This is a genomic window from Flavobacterium sp. CSZ (assembly GCF_015350725.1).
Classification (GTDB): Bacteria; Bacteroidota; Bacteroidia; order Flavobacteriales; family Flavobacteriaceae; genus Flavobacterium.
Genome location: NZ_JADKPQ010000008.1, coordinates 169,512 through 189,589, shown reverse-complemented (window position 1 = coordinate 189,589; position 20,078 = coordinate 169,512). Strand labels below are relative to the sequence as shown.

Annotated in this window: 8 protein-coding genes; 1 reads left to right on the top strand and 7 read right to left on the bottom strand. The window is 36.2% G+C overall.

The window, feature by feature from the left end; genetic code table 11:
- Positions 1-7 precede the first annotated feature (7 nt).
- Positions 8-3,319 carry a DUF5107 domain-containing protein gene (locus IRZ78_RS11420; protein ID WP_194616667.1) on the top strand — a complete coding sequence of 1,104 codons (3,312 nt, stop codon included), beginning with the start codon at positions 8-10 and terminating at the stop codon, positions 3,317-3,319.
- A gap of 374 nt (positions 3,320-3,693) precedes the next feature.
- Here IRZ78_RS11420 and IRZ78_RS11415 read toward each other — a convergent pair whose 3' ends face one another.
- The 7 genes from IRZ78_RS11415 to IRZ78_RS11385 form a co-directional block, all read right to left on the bottom strand.
- Positions 3,694-5,961: a GH92 family glycosyl hydrolase gene (locus tag IRZ78_RS11415; protein ID WP_194616666.1), complete on the bottom strand. Its 2,268-nt coding sequence runs from the start codon at positions 5,959-5,961 to the stop codon at positions 3,694-3,696.
- A gap of 236 nt (positions 5,962-6,197) precedes the next feature.
- Positions 6,198-8,537 carry a glycoside hydrolase family 95 protein gene (locus IRZ78_RS11410; protein ID WP_194616665.1) on the bottom strand — a complete coding sequence of 780 codons (2,340 nt, stop codon included), beginning with the start codon at positions 8,535-8,537 and terminating at the stop codon, positions 6,198-6,200.
- Between the two features lie 66 nt (positions 8,538-8,603).
- On the bottom strand, positions 8,604-11,543 hold the full coding sequence (locus IRZ78_RS11405; RefSeq protein ID WP_194616664.1) for a discoidin domain-containing protein: 2,940 nt from the start codon (positions 11,541-11,543) through the stop codon (positions 8,604-8,606).
- Between the two features lie 192 nt (positions 11,544-11,735).
- Positions 11,736-13,268 (bottom strand): RagB/SusD family nutrient uptake outer membrane protein, encoded by a 1,533-nt coding sequence (locus tag IRZ78_RS11400; protein WP_194616663.1) that lies wholly within the window; start codon positions 13,266-13,268, stop codon positions 11,736-11,738.
- Between the two features lie 25 nt (positions 13,269-13,293).
- Positions 13,294-16,320 carry a TonB-dependent receptor gene (locus IRZ78_RS11395; protein WP_194616662.1) on the bottom strand — a complete coding sequence of 1,009 codons (3,027 nt, stop codon included), beginning with the start codon at positions 16,318-16,320 and terminating at the stop codon, positions 13,294-13,296.
- Positions 16,321-17,462: 1,142 nt separating this feature from the next.
- A complete protein-coding gene (locus IRZ78_RS11390) occupies positions 17,463-19,055 on the bottom strand; it encodes a solute:sodium symporter family transporter (protein ID WP_194616661.1) in 1,593 nt (530 codons plus the stop codon).
- Positions 19,056-19,058: 3 nt separating this feature from the next.
- The gene (locus tag IRZ78_RS11385; RefSeq protein WP_194616660.1) at positions 19,059-20,075 is read right to left on the bottom strand and encodes a GntR family transcriptional regulator; all 1,017 of its coding nucleotides are present in this window, start codon (positions 20,073-20,075) and stop codon (positions 19,059-19,061) included.
- Positions 20,076-20,078 lie beyond the last annotated feature (3 nt).

Below are 20,078 nucleotides of genomic sequence, written 5' to 3'. Positions count from 1 at the left end.
TTACATCATGCAAAAAGTAAATGTTTGGAAGGAAAAAATAATCCTACCAACCTATGAGGTGGGCAAACCTGAAAAAAATCCTGTATTCATTGAAAAAAGAGTTTATCAGGGAAGTAACGGATCTGTATATCCTTATCCGGTTATTGAAAAAATCGCAGACGAAAAAGTCGATAAAGAATATCAGGCCGTTTATCTTGAAAATGAGTTTGTTAAAATAATGATCTTGCCTGAACTTGGCGGACGTGTGCATATGGCGTACGACAAGACCAAAGAACGTCATTTTGTATATTATAATCAGGTTGTAAAACCAGCATTAGTAGGACTTACAGGCCCTTGGATTTCGGGCGGAATTGAGTTTAACTGGCCGCAACACCACAGACCAACGACTTTTGATCCGGTAGATTTTACCATCAAAGAACATGAAGATGGAAGCGCAACAGTTTGGTGCAGCGAGGTTGAACGTATGTTTAGAACCAAAGGTATGGCAGGATTTAGATTATATCCTGACAAAGCATATTTAGAAATCAAAGCGCAATTGTACAACAGAACTTCGTTCCCACAAACCTTTTTATGGTGGGCAAATCCTGCGGTTAAAGTAAACGACGATTATCAATCGGTTTTTCCACCGGATGTAAATGCTGTTTTTGACCACGGTAAACGTGATGTTTCGTCTTTTCCAATTGCAAAAGGAACATATTATAAGGTAGATTATTCACCAGGAACTGATATTTCGCGCTATAAGAATATTCCAGTTCCAACCTCTTACATGGCGATTGCGTCTAAATATAATTTTGTGGGCGGATACGAAAATGATTCAAAAGGCGGATTATTGCACGTAGCCAACCACCATGTTTCTCCGGGAAAAAAACAATGGACTTGGGGACATGGCGATTTTGGTCGTGCCTGGGATCGTAACCTTACCGATGAAGATGGTCCGTATATCGAATTGATGTGTGGAGTTTACACGGATAATCAGCCTGATTTTACGTGGATTATGCCAGGTGAACAAAAAGATTTTACACAATATTTTATGCCATACCGTGATTTAGGTATTGTGAAAAATGCGACCAAAAATGCAATGGTTAATCTGGAAAGTATCGACAATAAATTAGTGATTAAAGCCTATACAACGGGCGTTTACCCAAATACTACTGTTACTTTAAAAAATAACGACACTGTTTTATTCCAAAAACAATACGATGCTTCTCCCTACAATTCATTCGAAGAAACGATTGATTTTGAGAATACTTCTTTAGAAGGATTATCGATTTCAGTAACTGATGCTGATAATAAAGTTTTGGTTGATTGGATTTATGAAGGACAAAATGAAGACGAAATTCCTGAAGCCGCAAAACCTGCCCTTGCTCCGGAAGCTATCGAAAGTAATGAGCAATTGTTCCTTACAGCGCAGCATTTAGAGCAATACAGACACGCTACTTATAGTCCGATTCCGTATTACAAAGAAGCTATAAAACGTGATGCTGGCGACGTTCGTTCGAATAATGCAATGGGATTATGGTTGATGCGAAGAGCTAAATTTACAGAAGTTGAACCTTATTTTAGAGCGGCTATCAAAACTTTGACGCAAAGAAATCCGAATCCGTATGATGGAGAACCTTATTTCAATTTAGGTTTATGTCTTAAATATCAAGATAAAAACAAAGAAGCTTATGATGCTTTTTATAAAGCAACATGGAATGCGGCCTGGCAAAATCAAGGTTACTTCTATGTAGCCCAACTTGACGCATTAAATGGTGATTATGAATTGGCTTTAACACACATCAAAAAAGCAATTTCTAAAAACACCGAAGATCATAAAGCGTTGCATTTACAAGTCGCTTTCCTTAGAAAATTAAACCAAAAAGAAAAAGCGCTTGAACTTGCGAATAATTATCTAGAAAATGATTGTTTCAATTTTGGATTACTTTTCGAGAAATATATTTTAAGCAATGACAAAAAAGACCTTGCGTATTTTAATTCATTAATCAGAAACAACATTCATACGTATATAGAATATGCATTAGATTATGCTGCTGCAGGTTTCTATCAGGAAGCTGTAAGTTTATTAACCGAAGGGTTAAAAGACGAAGAAACGTATCCAATGGCGTGGTATTATGCAGGTTCGTTCTATGAAAAATTAAATGATTTCGGTCAAGCCGAAAAATGCTTCAAAATGGCGTCTCAGGCAAAACCAGATTATTGTTTTCCAAATCAGCTTGAAGCTGCATTGGTACTTCAAAATGTAATTGAGAAACAAACCAATGATGCAAAAGCTTTGTATTATTTAGGAAACTTCTGGTACGCTTCTAAATATTATGATGATGCAATTTCTTGCTGGGAACAATCGGTAGCTATCGATGATACTTTCCCGACTGTGCATCGTAATTTGGCTTTGGCGTATTACAATAAATTAGAAAACGAACAAAAAGCGCTTGCCAGTTTAGAGAAAGCATTCTCATTAGATTTAGAAGATTCAAGAATCCTAATGGAATTGGATCAATTGTACAAACGTTTGAACAGGGATTTGGTTTTCAGACTGGCTTTCTTAGAGAAACATTTAGAATTGGTGATTCAGCGTGATGATGTTTATTTAGAAAGAGTGGCTTTGTACAACCTTTTAGGTAAACACGATAAAGCCCTAACTTTATTACAAAACCGAATTTTCCATCCGTGGGAAGGTGGCGAAGGAAAAGTAAGCGGACAATATCTCACCAGTTTAACTAAAATTGCCAAACAACAAATCTCAGAAGGCAATTATGATAAAGCCATTGAGCTTTTAGAACAAGCGCAAACTTATCCTGATAATCTTGGCGAAGGAAAATTACCGGGCGCTCAGGAAAATGATATTCATTACTGGTTAGGTGTTGCTTTCGATAAAAAGAACAATCAAGAAGAAGCCAATAACTGGTGGCATAAAGCCACTCAGGGATTAGAAGATCCAACGGCAGCGATTTTCTACAACGATCAGCAACCGGATAAAATTTTCTATCAAGGTCTGGCTTTCTTAAAATTAAATGATCTTGCTGAAGCCAATAAACGTTTCGAAAAGCTGGTGGCTTACGCTCAAAAACATCTAAACGATCATGTTATGATTGATTATTTTGCGGTATCACTACCTGATCTTATGATTTGGGAAGATGACTTAGACAAACGAAATAAAATTCACTGCTTGTACATGCAGGGATTAGGGCTTTTAGGTTTGGATAAAAAAGCAGAAGCTGAAGAAACTTTTACAACCGTTCTTTCTGAAGAAAAAAGCCATTCAGGCGTTACCATACATTTGTCTTTATTGAAAAATGAAGAATCCGTTTCTGTTTAAGTTAGTATAGGTATTTTAAACAGTTAGACCTGAAAGGCTTAAAATATTTCGGGTCTTTGGGAATAAAAAAAGGTTTGATGATTAATTTCATCAAACCTTTTTTGTTGTTTTTTTTTGAGTACTGAATATGGTACGCGGATGATACGGATTCGCTTCGCGAAAACGCGGATAAAAACGGATTTTTTATTTTACTTTCATATTAGCTACTCGCAATCTTGTCATCCTGAGGCACGAAGGATCACACACGTAGCTCTACAAAGATTGGTGATTCAGATTGCGGAGTTTCTAGTGTGATCCTTCGTGCCTCAGGATGACAAACTGTATGCGCAAATAATAGAATTAAAATCTGTGGGCAATTTTTGCAAAATATAAATCTATTTAATCGGTCTATCTTCTAATTTACTCCCCCATTGCTTATTAGGCTTTCCTCCCATAACAAATTCTAAAGTTCCTCCGGCATCAATATCTGCTTGATTAATAAAGGTTTTGTTATAACTTTTCCCATTCAGTTTGGCGCTTTGGATATAAATATTTTTATCAGAAACGTTCTTGGCTATAACTTTAAAAATCTTTCCATCTTTCAATTGAATAGAAGCTTCTTTAAGTAAAGGCGATCCAATAACATAAGTACTACTTGCAGGATTAACAGGATAAAAACCAATGGCACTAAATATATACCAGGCCGAAAGTTCTCCACAATCGTCATTACCGGAATAACCGGATGAAGTGGTATTGTACATTTTATTCAAAATTTCGGCTACGTATTGTTGTGTTTTCCAGGGTTGTCCTGCGTAATTATACAAATAAGCGATATGATGACTTGGCTCATTTCCGTGTGCGTATTGACCGATGAAACCTGAAGCGTTGTCATTTACTTCTTCGGGTTTGTCTTCTAAGGTGAAAAAAGTATCTAGTTTTTTGGTGAAAACATAATCGCCGCCCACTAAACCTACAAGTCCTTTTACATCTTGCGGAACATACCAAAAGTATTGCCAGCCATTGCCTTCTGTAAACGGATATCCGCCATTTGCGCCGTATTTTAAAGGATCAAATGGACCAATCCAATTGCCTTTGTCGTCTTTGGCTCTAAAAAATCCTATTTGTTTGTCGTATAGATTTCTATAAAATTGAGAACGTTTTGTAAAATGATTGTAATCATCTGTTTTACCCAGTTTTTTCGCTAATTCGGCCACGCACCAATCATCGTAAGCCATTTCTAAAGTCAATGAAACCGACTGGGATTTTAGATTCTCAGGAATATAACCGTACTTTTCCCAAAGACTAAATGGTGATCCCGGATGTTCACGTGTTGACGAATTCTTTACAGCTTCGAACGCTGCTTCGGTATCAATTCCTTTTAGATTTTTAAGAACGGCATCAACCACAACCGGAATGGCGTGATTGCCTATCATACAGTAATTCTCCTGTCCCCACAATTGCCAGATGGGTAAATAACCAAAGACTTTATAATATGCCAACATACTATTTACAAAATCAACCGAACGTTCTGGCTGCGTTATAGTGTATAATGGATGTGCACCACGATAGGTATCCCATAAAGAGAATGTTGAATAATAAGGTTTGGATGAATTTCTGGTGGTAAAATCGGCTGCGGGGTAATCTCCGCTCAAATCTGATAAAGTATTCGGCTGGATGAAAGTATGGTACAAAGCAGTGTAGAAAATTTGCTTTTGCTCTGGTGTTCCGTCAATTTTTATCTTGCTGAGTTCTTTTTCCCAAACGGCATCGGCAGCATTTACGGTTGCATTAAAATCCCAATTAAGAATTTCAGCCTGAACATTCAAACGTGCATTTTCGATACTTGTGGCAGAGATTCCAACTTTTACCAAAACTTCTTGTTGTTTTGAGGTATCAAAATCTAAAATAGCTCTAATTGCATTTCCGTTGACTATTTTAGCATTATCATAAATATTTCCGCCATCTCTAACATGATTACGGATTATAGGTTGCGAGAATTCAGCGTGAAAAAATACTTTTCGCATTGGCGCCCAGCCCGTGATAACGCGATATCCTTCGATCGTATGATCATTAGGAAATGAAAGCTGTGATGCAATAATACGTGTATTCCAATCTGATTTTTTCATCGAATGATCTAAATCGATCACGATATGAGCTTCTTTACTTTTAGGAAAACTGTATTTATGAAAACCGGCGTGTGTAGTTGCAGTAAGTTTTGCTCTTATCTGATAATCTAACAATTCTACACTGTAATAACCGGGTTTAGCCGATTCTTTTTCATGAGAAAATTTAGACTGATACGCATTTTGTCCGGCTTCTTCTTTGACTATTGCGCCACTAAATGGCATCAACATAACATCAAATAATTCGGCTACTCCGGTTCCGCTTAAATGGGTGTGACTGAAACCTGCAATAGTGGTGTCGTTATAATTATAACCGCTGGCAACGCTCCAATCCGGAGTATTTCTCGTGTCAGGACTCAATTGCACCATCCCAAATGGAACTGTTGCTCCGGGATAATTATTCCCCGAAAGCGGCGAACCATGTGCTGCTCCCGTACCTATGAAAGGGTTTACGTGCGAGGTTATTTTTTCTGTGGTTTGTGCTCCCAGGACTATTGAACTTAATAGTGTTCCAAAGAGCATTATTTTAGTAAAATTCATTGTTTAGAATTAAATTAGTAAAACATGATTTCATTCTTTTATTGAATAGGCTCCAGCTTTAGCTGGAGATTTTAAGAATTGAATATAATAATGGCTTTAGCCAAAATACTTTAAGATTTCGGCTAAAGCCATATTTGAGATGAATTTCTATTACCTTCAGCTAAAGACGGAGTCTATTCAATGTAGTAGACCTAACAGGTTTTAAAAACCTGTTAGGTCTACTTAAATTCTACAAATTATAATTTAGAAGATGTAATCTCTTTCATTTCTCCGTTTACCTTCACTTTTACCTTTGTTGGTACAGGAGATAAAACTTCATATTTCGTTACTTTACCTTTTTCCCATTTAATGTTTATGGTAAAGTTTCCTTCGGCTTTAAGTCCTTTTACTTCTCCTTTGTTTAACCAGGCATCCGGCATTGCAGGCAATAATTCTATAAATCCGGCGTGACTTTGAATTAGCATTTCACCAATTCCGGCAGATGCACCAAAGTTTCCATCAATTTGAAATGGTGGCCCTGCAGAAAGTAAATTGGCATACACACCGCCACCAGGACCATAGTTAATATTGGTATCGCGTGTTTGTCTAAGTATTGTTTTAAATAATTTATAAGCTTTGTTTCCATCTTTTAAACGAGCCCAAAACAGCATTTTGTATGCAATTGACCAACTTGTTCCATCATCTCCTCTTACTTCAAGCGTTTTTTTAATTGCGTCAACCAATTCTGGTTTGTTTTCAGGAGTAATCAAAGATCCCGGGTATAAACCATATAAATGAGAAATATGACGGTGTTGAGGATCTTCTTCTTTATAATCTTTCAACCATTCCATGATTCGTCCGTCAGGGCTAACAACTCCCGGAGGCGGTAATAATTTTAATTGTTTGTCTAATTCAATACTCAAATCATTATCTAAACCAAGTTTTTTAGAGGCTATTATCACGTTATTAAACAATTCGCGAATAATTTGATTGTCTATTGTAGGTCCCATACAAACGTGCGACGCATCACCATTTGGCAATAAAAATGAATTTTCCGGCGATACTGATGGCGATGTTACTAACCAGCCCGTTTCAGGATCTTTTACCAACATATTTTTATAAAATTGTGCTGCTCCTTTCAAAATAGGATAAATTTCAGCCAAATATGCCTGATCATTGGTATACAAATAGTGGCTCCATAAATTGTTGCACAACCAGCCTGAACCTGATTTTGTGATTCCCCATGAAGCACTTTCTCCCGGCTCTGTAAAACCCCAAACATTTGTAATAACGTGTGCAACCCAACCATCAGCATTGTAATAAGCTTTGGCTGTTTTTTCTCCATTTGGTACCAAATCTTTAGTCAAATCTTTTAATGGAAGATTCAATTCTGATAAGTTTGCGGTTTCTAAAGCCCAGTGATTCATCTGAACATTTACATCCAGATGATAATCGGCGTTCCATGGTGTTTGTACATCTTTCGCCCATAATCCCTGCAAGTTTGGAGGCAACAATCCTAGTCTGGTGCTGCTGATACTTAAATAACGTCCGTATTGATAAAACAAAATTGGAAGCGCTGTATCTGCATCTGGTTCTTTTACAAAAATATCCAGGCGCTCATTGGTTGGTAATGTTTTCTTTGCGCTTTTTCCGAAATTTAAAGTCAAACGATTGAATAACTTTTGGTAGTTTTCAACATGTTTTTTCTTCTGATCCTGATATTTCGTTTGCATCGCTGCATCCAAAACTTTATCTGTAGTAATTTCGAAATTTTTATCTTTATAATCTGTTCCTGCAGAAATAAAAATCACAACTTCTGTAGCATTTTTTATTTCAATTTTATTGTTAGTATATAAAGCATTTCCATCTACTTGCTGAGTTTTTACTTTTGCTTTATATTTCATTCCTTTTCCGTCGGTTCCGTTGTTAAGCTGACCTGTCATAACCAGCGAATTATCAGAGCCATTTACAGTTTTAAAACGTTCTGGTCGATCTAACTGAATAGTAAAATTTAGTTTTCCTTTTTTGCTCGAAGTTAATTTGATAAAACCTGCATCGTCGCCAAATCCTGTAAAATATTCACGCTTATACGTCACGCCGTCAATTGTAAATTGAGTTCCGGCAACTGCGGTTTGAATATCCAGATTTCTGCTGTAATTAACCGGTTTTGACTGGGTTTTATAATCAAATTTCAGTGTCAGATCTCCCAAAACCTGATATGCTCCAAAGGGTACATCAGCTCCATTTCCGCTTCCGGAACCTGCTCCTGTACAGATAAAATGCTGATCGATTAGTTTTTGAGCTTCCTTATTTTTATTCTCCAATAACAATTGTCTTATTTGTGGCAAAAAAGAATATGCTTTGTAATTGTTGGCATCTTGCGGGCCTCCGCTCCATAAGGTAATTTCATTCAAAACCAATTTTTCGGTTGTTACTCCGCCGTCCGGCATAATTCCTAAACGTCCGTTTCCTAATGGCAATGTTTCTTCCCATTGAGAGGCTGGTTTGTTATACCATAATTCTAGTGGGTTATTTTGCGAATAGCCTAACAAGGGCAATAGTATAAAAAGCAGTGCTTTAAATTTTTTAATGTTCATAATTCTATTTTTAAAGTATTTTGCAATGTTTATTAAACCTGTCAGGTTTGTGTTTAGAATAATTTCTTATTTATTGTATGGAATAGCTTTTATAACCGGTTTTTCTCCATTTTTCAAAAGTGCTTCATCAAATTCTACGGTAATTTCTTTGCTTTCTCCTTTTAGTAAAGTAAAATAACTATCGCTTACAATTGCTGGTAAAATCTGAGCTCCGGTTTTATCATTTAATGCCTGAATGTGCACTCCAAATGCAATTCCTGACGGACTTGAAACTTTAGCTTTTACAAAATATTTCCCATTTTGCTTTACGACTTTACTGGAAACATTTACGTTTGCTTTTGGCAATGTATTCAAATCGGTGAAGTCTTTCATGTTGATTCCTCTCCAATAAAAATTCTCACTAATTAATTTGTTTTGGGCGTCTTTTAATTTTAATCGAATAAAATGTACCGGACTCAACTCTGAAGTATTGGCATCGGCACCAAAAACTTTAAAATCATAAAGTGAATATCCCCAGCCTGAGCCGCGTTTTATGCCTAACATTCGAACATAACGGGTTTTTATTTCATCAAACGAAATGGTTTCGATTCCTTGTTTTCCCTCTTTTATAACGCTGGCATCTGCCCAGTTTTTAGCATCTGTACTTACCTGAATTTTATATTCTTTTCCGTATGCATTTTCCCAGTTTAAAACCACTCGGTTTACGGTATATTCGTTTTCCAGATCAACGTAAATCCATTCGTCGTCTGTTGATTTACTTGCCCAACGGCTGTTAGAATCTCCATCTGTAACGTCTCTGGTATTTCCTCCATCTGTAGAAGAAGCTGTTGCATTTTTCTGAAAAGCAAGATCTTTTTGATTCGAATAAAACGGAATCACAAAACTTTCTGTCGCTGTATTCGAATACGAATCTACTACGGCCTTTTGGTTGAATTTTGCTGCCGATTTTCCATCCAGATTATAAACCGTTGCTTCGGCATTTAGATTTTTGAAATCAGTTCCTGTAGTATTAATTACTTTAACCGAATTATTCACCGAATTCCACTGAATGTGCATAGGCTCACAAGCCGATTTTACGCCCCAATATGCTCCTGTCAGATCATAATAATAATCATACGTTTGCCAAACCATACTAGGATAAGAGGATTGACTCATCCAGATCATAATCCCTGATGCATCTTCCCACATATGATCTAACCAGCCTTCGTACATGGCTTTGTTGGTTTCGATATTTAACAACTGGCCTTTTGTGGTATATTCTTCGAGATTATTTGGTTTTCCGTAACGTTCTGTGATGCTTTTATCATAATTATCCGGTGATGCATTAAAGGCTTTTTGCCCAAAGAAATGTTTGTCCCACATATCGTTTCTTGGCCACCAGTCTTTTTCAGGAATAAATTTCTTGAAACTTTCGATGTTTGGAAAAACAGCTGTACCAATTTCGGTTCTTAAACCCCAACTTGGTCCGTCTCCCGTACCTACATAAGCCGCAGGATATTTGGTAAAATAAAACCTCGGATCTTTATTGCCCCAAAGTCCGCTACCGCTTAGGTTTCCGGTGTTTGAACATGGCTGATAATATCTGTCGTTATTATCAAACGTTTTAATGTTTTCAGCAATCCAGCCATTAAGCGGAGGTTGTGGTAATCCTTCGTTATTTCCGCACCAAACGGCAATACTCGCATGATTTCTTACTCGTTTTATTTTCTCAATTACATTGCTATTAAAAACATGAATGTCTAATGGCAGGTTTGGATTTGCATTGAGCCAAAAATCATCCCAAACCATAATTCCATATTTATCGCAGGCCTGGTAAAACTCATCATCTGTAGTCGAACCTAACCAGTTACGAATGATGTTGTAATTCATTTCTTTGTGGAGTTTTACTTTTAGATCGTATTCTTCTCCTCTGCAACGAAGCATATATTCGCTCATTCCCCAGTTTCCTCCTTTTAGAAAAACGCGTTTTCCGTTTATGGAAACATGCAAAACACCGCCTTCTGTATCGTAGGTATATTTTTTAATTCCGAAAGTTATTTTTTGCTCGTCTGAAACTGTATCACCTATTTTAAAAGTAAACCGACACGTATACAAATTAGGATCTCCGTAACCATTTGGCCACCATAATTTCGGGTTCTGAATAGAAAGTTCCGGAAATTGTTCTTTGCTTAAATTGACACTTGTAATTGCGTTGGCCTCTAAATTAATCTTTTTAGAAAAAGTAATGTTTCCGGGCATAATTACACCCGTAAGAACTCCTTCCTGATTTTGTGCCGATGAATTTTTAAGCTCTACTTTTACTTCAAGATCTGCGCGTGCGTTCGAAGGTAAGTTGGTGTGAATCCACGGATCTACAATTCTTACTTTGTCTGTATTGCTTAGAAAAACATCATCTGTAATACCGGAATTTAATCCTGGTACATAAGGCATCCAATCCCAACCGGCGCTTGAAATATAAGTTGGACTTCCGTAATTATTTAAGGGCAGCTTTGGGATACTTACCAAAATTGCCAATACATTTTTATCGTTGCGATGTACCAATTTTGTAATGTCAAATTTACCGCGTTGCATCATACCGCTTAATGTGGCCAGTTTTTTTCCGTTAAGGTAAACATCACCTTCACGATTGATTCCTTCAAAATTGAGCCAGATAATTTCTTTTGTAAAATTTGCAGGTACTTTAAACTCTGAACGGTACCAAAAACTACGATCGTATTTTGTTTTATCAACCTGATAAATATTGTCGCCGTAATTAGGATCTTTCTCTAATCCGCTTACGACATAAGAATTGAAAATAGTACCTGGAACAACGGCATTTACCCAATTGGTTCCGGAATAATTTGGGGAGAATATTTTAAGACTGTCCTGCCCTATTTCTGCTTGTGGTTTTACTTTCCAAACGATATCAGAAGAGTTTAAACTGACTTTGTTTTGAGCATAAATACTTAACGAAAAAGCATTTAAAACTAATAACCATATAAAAAAGTGAATATTATTGAACTTCATATTACTATTTGATTCGTTTACATTTTTGTAAACATTAAAAAAAAGAATGCCATTTTGGACTAAGTTTTTTCTAACAGAAAACTTCGTACTGTTATTACCTAAATCCAAAATGGCATTACAATCAAAACTGTGACTAACCAAAATCACATGACCAAAAAATAAAAAATTACATTATAACTGCATTCAAAAACATTAATATCCTGGGTTTTGATTTTCCGGACCAATCTCATCGTTGAGCTTAATCTCGCCGATAGGAATAGGATAAAGGTTATGAAATGTAGCTATTGTACCGTTTTGTTTTGCCCATTTGTTGCGGGCTTTTACTAATTCTACCATTTTTCCAGTACGAATAAGGTCCATTCTTCTCCAGCCTTCAAAAGCTAATTCACGCATACGTTCATCCAGAATTTGATCTCTGAACTGAGCTTGAGAAAGTCCGCTCCACGCCATTCCTGCTGGTAATGTTCCTCCAAAAGCTCTTGTACGAACCTGATTCACATATCCTTCTGCTTCTGTTGTATTTCCTAATTCATTCAAACATTCTGCGTAGTTAAGTAATACATCCGAATATCTGATATAGGCTTTATTTTTACCTGAATTCCAAAATGACTGTTTTCCTTCTACACGAATATCTTCAAACTTTTTAATGTGCGGATCCAACTCATCACCCCCAAAACCTGCAGGAAGTGTTGGTTTAACTCCTTTATAAGTAAAATCATAACGAATACTTGCGTCTTTACGCATATCACCTGGTTCCCAAATTCCGCCATCCGTTTTATCTTTATAACAATATTGAGTAGGAAGTATAAGATCATAACCTCCAAAATAAGCATATTGGTTTATGTTTGCCAAAACTCTTGAACCTGTCTGCCATTGTATCTGGTTATTATCAGGCCAGTTATTATTATACTGCCATTCGTATAACGATTCTGAAGAATTAGCGTGATCCGGACTAAAAACATCTGCGTAGTTAGCCAATAAACTATATTTACCAGAAGTAATAACGGCTCCAAACCATTGCTTTGCTTTAGTATAATCACGGTATCCTGATGCTTCAGGAGCATATAAATATACTTTTCCTAAAAGTGCCTGAGCAACGCCTTTTGCAGGAAATGCAGGATTGCTTTGTGATGCAGGAAGTTTTTCGATTGCTCTTTCTAAATCGGCAACGATATAAGAATAAACCAAAGGCAGCGGCTGACGTTTTAAACCAAATTCTGCCGTTTTTGCTTTATCATTAATCGGTATTTCTCCCCAATATTGTGTAAGCTCAAACATTAATGTTGCTCTTAAAAAACTGGCTTCACCCAACAAAAGATCACGTTTTGCACTATCATCTTCGGTATTGGTTCCTAATGCTCTAATAGTTTGTGCAGCTACTTCAATAACTGGCCATCTGTCATTCCACAATTGCCCAATTGCCTGATTTTCCTGACTTAGAAAGCCATTGTATAAATCAAGTCCAGCCTGGTTAGCATCACCCGTTACCTGCAAAGCTCCTTGTTGTGCTTCGTCAGTACCAAGAGAGGTATAAAGTCCTGCACGGTCTTTTTGCATATTTCTCCAATTCGTTATGGCTCCCAAAAGAACAGGCTCAATTTTACCTAAACTGCCATAAGCCTGAGCAGCAGTAAGTGAACTTTGAGGTTCTTCCTCTAAAAAATCTGAAGAACAGGAGGTCGATAATATTGCCAGAGCCATAAAGGCTATAATTTTTGCTTTCATAAAATAATTTTTTAAATTAATTTGATTAAAGAGATACATTTAATCCCAGAACTACCATTCTGGATATAGGATAAGAATCTCCTCCCTCAGGATCATAACCTTTGTATTTCGTTACAATAAATAGATTCGATCCCGTTACATAAAACCTTACATTTTTAAGAAAAACACTTTCTGCAACCTTATCTTGTAATGTATACGATAATGTAAGTGCATTTAATCTTAAGAATGAAGCGTCTTGTATTGCCTTATCTGTCTCACCTAAAGTATATCTTCCTCCTCCAAAATAAGCTCTTGGTACATCTGTATTGGTATTGGTAGGAGTCCAACGATCTAATAGATCTGTATGTGCTGCACTCATTCCTCCTGAGTTCATATAGCTTTCGTATGTACCACTTGGTCTTTTACCTCCTATTGAATAAGAGAACACTGCGTTTAATGCAAAACCTTTATAGTTAAGATCTGTAGAAAAACCTCCGTAATAGTCAGGATTCAAATCACCAACCACATATCTGTCCTGATCGTTTATTACACCATCGCCATTACGATCTTTAATTTTAATATCCCCAGCCTGAACAGTTCTACTTCCGTAATTTACTCCAGTAAGGTTTTCCCCCTGTTGAGCTATACCATCATATTCAAACACATAAACTGTGTTTACCGATTTGCCTAAGAAAAAGTTCCCTGTACGTTGGATCTCATTGTTACTGTAACCACCTAAATTGTATATCTCTGTAGCATCTCCATAAAGTTTTGTAACCTTATTTTTTGCCGATGATATGTTGGCAGAAACATTCCACTTAAAGTCCTTGTTTCTGATAATGTCACCTCTAAGTTCTAATTCTATACCTTCATTAGTGGTAGCACCAATATTATCCAGCTTATATTTATATCCTGATGAAACCGGCATATTACGCAACATTAAAAGGTCGTCATTATTTATATGAAAATAATTAGCACTTGCAGTCAGCCTGTTTTGAAAGAAACCAGTATCTAATCCAACATTAAATTGCTTTTGTTTTTCCCATCTTAAATCAAAATTATCAATATAATTATCAGACACATAAGTCCCTGAATTATTACTAACTTGTGCATTGTATAATGCAAAATACCTGTAAGCATCTACATTTTGATTCCCCACCATACCATAACCTACACGAAATTTAAGCTGATCTAATTTTTCAAATCCTGAAAGGAAATTTTCTTTAGCAATATCCCAACTTCCTGCTATTGAAGGAAACGTTCCCCATTTGTTATTAGGACCAAATTTAGAAGAACCATCTCTTCTTACTGTACCGGTAATAGTGTATTTACCATCATAAGTATAATTAGCTCTTGCGAAATACGATTGGTTAGAATAATCTGTAAAATTCGAGCTTAACTGCGCATTATCTTTTTGATATGCACCTGATAATGCCATATAGGTCAAATCATCACTAACAAATCCGCGAGCTCTTACATCAGTACTATTACCTGAATTACTCATTACAGAAAATCCTCCCATAACACTCACGTCATGCTTTGCAGCAAAAACTTTACTATAACTAACGGTATTGTCCCACTGATAATTGAATTGTGAATATCTATAATGATGCGCTTCCCCATTCATAGAATTTCTAAGTGACTGTCCTGTGTAACTTGGCACATAATCAAAGTTTGCCTGATCTGCAATATCTACAGACAAAGTAGTTCTGATATCAAGTCCTTTTAGTGGTTTTGCACTTAAAAAATTACTACTTGTAAGTCTGTTACGTGAGCTTGAATTTATAATATCAAGACTTCTTATTGGGTTATAAAGATTCTGGTCAAACACTTCACCATATCTAAGATAAGTAGTCTTAGGGTCTATAGGCAATAGCGGATTTGCTCCCAATGCCACACCAAAGGCGCTACCTTCCTGATAATTGCTCTTGCTTCTTGAAAAAGTAGTATTGGTACCAAACTGCAGCCATGATTTTAAATCCTGCGTAAGGTTAATTTTTCCATTATATCTTTTAAAATCAGAGTTTTTAAGAAGTCCCTCCTGATTAACATAATTAAAACTTACAAAATAAGTCCCTTTTTCTCCACCTCCGCTAAAACTTAAATTATGATTCGTTTGAAAACCTGAACGTGTTACCTGATCTAGCCAGTTGTAACTTTTACCTGTTCTGTAAGATTCCAATTCATAAGGCGCAAATACAGTCGAGCCATTTGACTTAATTTGATTAACATAAGCAGCACGATCAGCCCCAGGATTCTCATCCATATAACGATTCGCGTAAGCATCAACCCTAAGATCAAATAATTGTTGGCCATTCATCAACGGGATAGTTCTTGCAAATTCAGACACCCCTGTCCATGTATCATACTGTATTTTTGCTTCTCCCGATCTTGAACCTTTTTTTGTCGTAATTACAATTACTCCATTAGCAGCTCTTGAACCATATAATGCAGTAGCCGAAGCATCTTTAAGAACTTCCATACTCGCAACATCGTCAGGGTTAATGTTTTCAAAATTGCTGTCGGTAATCAAACCATCTATTACAAATATTGGGTTACCGCCAAAGTTTAGAGAATTATTTCCCCTAATTCTTATGGAGCCTGACTGACCAGGTACAGCGCTTTGTTGTACATATACACCTGAAGCGCGCCCTTGTAGCGCCTGCACTACGTTTGGCGTAGGAACCTCTCTAAGTTTATCACCAGAAACACTACTTACAGCACCTGTCAGATCTCCTTTTTTCATTACAGCTCCAACTATTACAACTTCATTTAATTCCTGAGAGCTTGGTTTTAGAGACGCATTTACAACCGCGTTATTGGCCGAAACACTTTGAGTATTAAATCCTATGAAACTAAATTCTAAAGTAGATCCAGTTTTAACATTGGCTAATTTGTAACTTCCGTCAATGTCAGTTACAGTTGAGTTCTGTGTACCCTTTACTACAACTGTAGCGCCAGGCAAGGGTAAATTTTCATTATCTGTAACTTTACCGGTGATGGTTTGGGAATAAAGTGTACCGGCGGACATCATAACTACTAAGAAGCATAAGTATCTTATTGCAATTCTCATAATGATTTGGTTTTTAGTTAATAAAATATTGAGTTGGTTTTTTTGAATTATTGAGCATTTAAAATACGAGAAAACGAATTGACTTATACTATACTATACTACAACAATACAAACATACAAATATTTTCATAACAACCAAATTTATGTTTTAAGAATTTGTTATTTTTTTCGGCCTTTTATTTCGGCTTTACCATAAATAACAACCTTTAAAAAGGAAAAAGAAAAAAAATAAAGCAATAAAATAAAGAAATCTCACACAAAAACCTCTCAATTTATACTTTTAAACAAAGAAAATAACCACTTTACAACGATTTCGGCTACATTAATTTTGTTAATCAATTATGGCAATAAAAGTGAAATTCCTAAAAAATTATTACTAAAAACATTATAAAAAAATCCCAATTAAAGGCACAAAATCACCAAATAACCCCCTGATTTCTTTGTGTAAAAACGACGCACAGCCAGTTATTTTTAACATCAAAAAGGCATTTTATCATCGAATATTCGCCAATATTTATTGCAGAATTTTAAATATTAGGCCGTGCTTACGCAGTTTACAGTTTTCAGTCGCAGATTGCAGTCTCAGTTTTCAGTCTTAGTTTACAAAGCAATCTTGTCATCTCGAGGAACGAGGGATCTCCGTAAGCAGCTCTACAAAGATTGCGTAAACCTTTGTTAAGTTTTAAACCAGGGGTTTAAGGAACTTTTTTGAAAGCCAAATTTTAAAGTTGGTATGCGCATTTTTATCATCATAAATGACAAAGTTGTAACCTAATTTAATTTTTTTCTTCAAACATAGCCCGTGGTTTCAACCATGGGAACACAATACGAGGCGTGATAATATTGCACCCCGTGGTTGAAACCACGGGCTATGTCTGACAAGGTTACAAGTAAAAAAACTTTGTCAAAGTTTAAGAACAAGTACCTTACACGACTGGTTTTAAACTATGTGTAAATTTCTGTGGTTAGACGCACTGCCGTGTGTCTCTACGATAAAGCATCATTCATAGATTTGTCGTTGTTAGACCCGACAGGTTTTAAAAACCTGTCGGGTCTGGTCTATCTTGAACAAAAAAAAGGACGCACAAGCGTGCGTCCCTATATTAAAACCTTTGAACCTTTGTTCCTTTGAGCCTCGAAACCTAAGCTATCCCCCATTTCGAGAACAGAACAAAAGTACTCACCATACCCATCAAAAGTAAAGCGAAATACCAATAACGGTTTTTCCAAGGCGATAATTCGACAGATTCGATTTTGATTTCGGTGTAATGATAATTAGGATAAAACTTAGCAACTACCAACATACATATTGTAGTAAAAATAAATAACAACGCCAGCATATGCAAATAATGCAGCTTGATATCTAGTATATAATTAAAGACAATGTAACTAAAAATGAAGAATATCATTCCGATTTTAGCGGCTTGTGGGGGTACTTTTTTAGAGACAAAACCAACGAGAATAATCGTAAAAATAGGCACGCAAAACATTCCGCCCAATTGTTGCAAATAGGTATAAAATCCTGCTTTGCTAAACATGATAAATGGCGCGGAAAACATGGCCAAAGCCGAAACAATGATTTCGAATTTACGTCCTGTGTAAACCAAATGTTTCTCGGTAATTTCTTTATTTCTTTTCTCTAACCACGGTTTGTAAAGATTAAGCACAAACAAGGTACTACTACTATTTAAACCGGCATTAAAAGTACTAATTGCAGCGCCCAGAACAACAGCAGCTGTAAGACCAATCATAATACCCGGTAAAGTATCTTTTACAACTAGAGGAAAAACCTCAGCGGTATTTTCGAGATTACTATACAAATGTACCCCAACTAATCCCGGAATATTTATAATAAACGGACATAACAATTTTCCTAAACAAGCCAACCCCATCCCTTTCTGGCTGTGCGATAAACTCTTTGCCGAAAGTGCCTGCTGAACAATAAACTGTTCCATTCCCCAATAATACAGGTTCATGATAAACATTCCTGTAAAAATAGTACTTAACGGAATTTCGTCTTTTGGCCCCCCAATAGCGTTTAGATGTTCTGTATGCTGAGACAGCAGGATATGAAATCCTTTAAACCAGTCGCCATTGCCCAGAAATTTAAATCCGAAGTACGGAAAAGCAATCCCGATGGTCAATAAGCCGATACTTAAAATGGTATCACTTATCGATATCGCCCTTAATCCGCCTAAAACCGAATAAGCACAACCTGTTAGCCCTATCACCCAAACCATAATCCAGATGTTTTGCCAATAAGTTAATTGCAAAGGCAATAAAAAATTGAACATTCCGGTAAGAGCGACTGCCCCGCCATATAAAACGGCTGGTAAAAGATTCACGACGTAACTGCACAAAAAGACAATTGAAACTAATCTTTTAGTCGAATTGTCGTAACGTTTTCCCAGATAATCCGGAATTGTCATAGCACCGGTACGAAAATAAATAGGCAAAAAGAATTCCGCCACAAGCAACATCGCCAACACAGAACTTACGCCCCATGCCATAACGCTCATATTGTTGGTGTATATCGATTCGTTTTCGCCTATAAATTGATTTGCACTAATATTACTTAATAATAATGCTCCTCCTACTATAAAAAAGTTGTTGTTATGATCTGCAAAAAAAAGTCCATTTGTAGTTTGGACCTTTTTTTTACGTGTTTTTAAAGCTGAAAATAAGGCGATAAAACCTGTAATAAGCAAAAAACTAATAATAGACATTACACTCATAAACTACAGCGAATTTCTGTCGACCAAAATTGTTGGAATAATCTCCTGAATCTTTTTACGATGAAGGACAAAGTTGGCTGCTTTTTTTCCCATTTCAGAGAAATCTGTAGAGAATGTGGTCACGCCATCAAAGATGATCTCTTTTACGATATCATCATTGTGCGAAATAAAACCAATGTCTGTACCTATTTTAAGTCCTTTGATTTTGGAGTCTTTAAGCATTTCCCAAAGCTCGAGATTGTGAATTGTAAAATATACTTTCCCTTTTTCAAGAGACCCTGATACATACTCTTCTTTTATAACTCCTTTAATATCATGATCCTTCATGAATCTTTTAAAGGAATTTAAAATTTCGTCAGGTTCAGCAGATGAGGGTTTAAAGAAGAAAATAATCTCATCGTATTTTTTAATTTTATCTTTAAGCTGCACAAAAGCATTGTAAGACGAATCTCCAAACTCTTGTGCAACATAATTATAATCTTCATCTGTTTCTATAAAACGGTCTACCAATAAAACTCTGTTGGTAGGCAATTGCTTTAAAACAGCCGGTGTTTTTTTACTCGGAATTGGAGCAATAACAAACATTCCGTATTTTCCTTTTATATTCTGAACAATACTTTCGAACGTATCAAAATTATTGTGATGAAAAAAGATATCCAGCTGAATATTCTTTCCAAGACCTTTTCTGAAGTTCTCATAAAACGTTTCCTGAAAAATATCAAATGCAAATATTAGCAATGCCACTTTTAGTTCTTGCTTTACATCATTGGTCGCAACAAAATAACCCAATCGGTTTTTTGATTCGATAATTCCTCTGTGCACAAGTTCTTTATACGCTTTTGCAATGGTTTCTCTTGCAAAACCCAATTCGCTGATAAAAGTATTTACAGACGGAAGCAAATCTCCTTTTGTAACCACTTTTTCATCGATGGCATTAATTATTCCCTGAACCAATTGTTCATGTTTAGAGAAGGAATTTATAGATTCAAGATTTTTTATCTGCTGAATAATTTGCTTCATAAA